General features: G+C 40.0%; 4 protein-coding genes. All 4 read right to left on the reverse strand.

What is annotated here, in order from left to right; genetic code table 11:
- Nucleotides 1-148: 148 nt before the first annotated feature.
- Complete coding sequence (nqrM, locus tag CXF78_RS18355) at nucleotides 149-373, reverse strand: (Na+)-NQR maturation NqrM (protein WP_011636430.1); 225 nt, start codon at nucleotides 371-373, stop codon at nucleotides 149-151.
- Nucleotides 374-458: 85 nt separating this feature from the next.
- Nucleotides 459-1,472, reverse strand: a complete 1,014-nt coding sequence (locus tag CXF78_RS18360; protein WP_102037564.1) for an FAD:protein FMN transferase — start codon at nucleotides 1,470-1,472, stop codon at nucleotides 459-461.
- A 122-nt stretch (nucleotides 1,473-1,594) separates the two neighbouring features.
- A complete protein-coding gene (gene nqrF, locus CXF78_RS18365) occupies nucleotides 1,595-2,842 on the reverse strand; it encodes an NADH:ubiquinone reductase (Na(+)-transporting) subunit F (protein WP_011636428.1) in 1,248 nt (415 codons plus the stop codon).
- A 46-nt stretch (nucleotides 2,843-2,888) separates the two neighbouring features.
- Nucleotides 2,889-3,098, reverse strand: a 210-nt coding sequence (locus CXF78_RS18370) for an Rnf-Nqr domain containing protein (protein WP_308302278.1), incomplete at its 5' end; no start/stop codon positions are given.

Below are 3,098 nucleotides of genomic sequence, written 5' to 3' on the forward strand. Positions count from 1 at the left end.
TTTTCACACACTTACAATTGATAACCATTATCATTATAACTAAGCTTTGTAACTCGTTAGCAATACACGAACATAAAAAAAGCCTTCTAAATGAAGGCTCTTTACAAAGCATTGGTCTATTAACCTTCGCTTTAGGCAATTAACGATGCTAAATAATTCGATTTTGATTGAGCAACTCATTGCGAGCTTGCTCTTTTTCCATACGGCGTTTACGTTTATCACATGGATCGTCACAGTCACATGCTTTCTCAATACCTAAAACACCTAAACCACCACAACTACCTTCTACCGCTTTCTTTTTCACGATATAGCCGATAGACATTAACAAAAAGAACAATAATAACACTACAAACGCTGCTATAAATGTGCTCATTACAAACTCCAATTACTCATTCAGATTATGGTACTACTAGTTGAATTAATCAGTCGTTTCATCAACTAGTTAAAAAATAAAGAAGCTACTTAACATACGATTTAAACGCATCGCTGTAATAGACCTGATAACCCTGTTCTTGCTTCTCAATTAACATTATTGCTAAATTTTTCTCTTTAGCAAGTGCCAATGAAGCCTCAGTTCCTAACACCATCATCGCAGTGGCATATCCATCTGCGGTCATACAACTAGAGTGTAACACGGTTGCAGAGGCAAGTTTATGCTTAATAGGATAACCGTTACGAGGATCAATTAAATGTGAAAAACGTTCGCCATTCTCTTGATAAAAGTTACGGTAATCACCTGATGTTGCTAATGACATTGTCCCAGGCTCAATCACTTGCTGAACGGCTTGGCCTTCTGTAGTAGGTTGCTCTACAGCCACTCGCCATGGGGTATTGTCATCCTTAGTACCTTTAACATTAAGCTCACCACCTATTTCAACTAAGTATCCAGATACATGATATTTGTCTAATATCGCGGCAATCTTATCAACGCCAAAACCTTTTGCTATAGAAGATAAGTCAACATACAGGTCTGCATTATGCTTAGTTAATGTTAAGCCTTTTATCGACAATTCTTTGATGCCCATCTTAGCTTTAGCGTTATCGATTTGAGCTTGAGTCGGGATGGTTGTCGGTCGTTTATCAGGACCAAAGCCCCACAAATTAACCACTGGTCCTAATGTGATATCTAATGCCCCATCAGTCTCCTGATAAAGACGCATACCCTCTTCGATAACCTTAATGGTATCAGCGGATACTTTAACGCTTTGTTGAACTTGTAATTGATTGAACTTAGACAGTTCTGAGTCTGAACGGTAAGTCGACATTTGATCGTTTACGACTTCTAATGCCATGTCAATTTCAGCTTGTAGTAGCTGCGCTTCAGGTAAGCGGTCACTGTTGACCACTTTAATATGATAAGTGGTACCCATAGTACTACCAGATAATGAAATAATAGGCTCTGGTGAACTGCAGGCGCTCACCAATAACAACAACGCTGGCAATAGCAATAACTTGATTGAATTTACAGTCATGTCAAATTTACACTTGTATTAAATAAACAAAAAAAATTGCAGCGTGCAAGACTAGTGTTTAACCACCCTGTCTGCACTGCTGCAATTTCATGACTTACATGTCAATGTGATGAGTTAACTCATTAACCACCGAAATCATCTAATAAGATATTTTCGTCTTCAACACCTAAATCTTTTAGCATACCAATAACGGCGGCGTTCATCATTGGAGGTCCACACATGTAGAACTCACAATCTTCTGGCGCATCATGGTCACGTAAGTAATTTTCATACAATACGTTATGAATGAAACCAGTATAACCAGTCCAGTTATCTTCAGCTTGTGGGTCCGATAACGCGACATGCCATTTGAAGTTTTCATTTTCAGCCGCTAAGCCGTCAAAATCTTCAACATAGAACATTTCACGTTGTGAACGCGCACCGTACCAGAAGCTCATTTTACGCTTAGATTTAAGACGCTTTAATTGGTCAAAAATGTGTGAGCGCATTGGGGCCATACCAGCACCACCACCAATGAATACCATTTCTGCATCTGTGTCTTTAGCAAAAAACTCACCAAATGGACCAGAAATAGTCACTTTATCACCGGCTTTTAAGCTCCAAATGTACGAAGACATTTTACCGCAAGGTAGGGTTAAATTACGTGGCGGTGGCGTAGCAATACGCACGTTCAACATAATAATCCCGAACTCTTCTGGGTAGTTAGCCATTGAGTAGGCACGAATGGTTTCTTCGTCTACTTTTGACTCTAACTTGAAGAAACCGAAGTGTTCCCAGTCGCCACGGTATTTATCAGGCACTTCAAACTCAGCATATTTAACATGATGAGCAGGAGCTTCAATCTGAATATAACCACCGGCACGGAAAGGCACAGATTCGCCATCAGGAATTTGTAGCTTAAGTTCTTTAATGAACGTCGCTTTGTTATCGTTAGAGATAACTTCACATTCCCATTTCTTGATGCCGAAAATCTCTTCATCAAGTTCGATTTCCATGTCAGTTTTCACGTTTACCTGACAAGATAAACGACAACCCTGACGTGCTTCACCTTTACTAATATGGTCAAGTTCAGTAGGCAGAATATCACCACCACCAGACTTAATCTGTACACGACACTGACCACATGAGCCACCGCCACCACACGCACTTGATACGAAGATGCCGTTGTCTGCTAAAACGCCAAGTAACTTGCCGCCAGCACCTGTTTTAATTGCTTTATCTGCGTCGCCGTTAATACCAATAATGATATCACCGCTTGCCACCAATTTTGATTTAGCGAATAAAATCACTAATACCAAAACCAAGACAATCACAGTAAACATACTCACACCTAGATAGACATCTATTGGAGTAGATTCAAGAATACCCATTCACTTATCCTTAAAGGTTCAAATTAATGCGTCTTCTCAATGTCTCTTAAAGAGAAACACCTGAGAATGACATGAAACCTAGAGCCATAAGACCTGCTGAAACGAAGGTAATACCTAAGCCACGTAAGCCATTTGGCACGTCAGAATATTTCATCTTTTCGCGGATACCGGCTAGCAATACAATTGCTAACGCCCAACCAATGCCAGAGCCAATACCAAATACTACGCTCTCGCCTAAGTTGTAATCACGCTCAAC

Origin of the sequence: Shewanella sp. 11B5, assembly GCF_002836795.1 — a bacterium.
Classification (GTDB): domain Bacteria; phylum Pseudomonadota; class Gammaproteobacteria; order Enterobacterales; family Shewanellaceae; genus Shewanella; species Shewanella frigidimarina.

What these genes read in the sequence shown, in the direction of transcription:
- nqrM (WP_011636430.1), bottom strand. Translation starts at nt 373, where the DNA reads ATGAGCACATTTATAGCAGCGTTTGTAGTGTTATTATTGTTCTTTTTG.
- CXF78_RS18360 (WP_102037564.1), bottom strand. Translation starts at nt 1,472, where the DNA reads ATGACTGTAAATTCAATCAAGTTATTGCTATTGCCAGCGTTGTTGTTA.
- nqrF (WP_011636428.1), bottom strand. Translation starts at nt 2,842, where the DNA reads ATGGGTATTCTTGAATCTACTCCAATAGATGTCTATCTAGGTGTGAGT.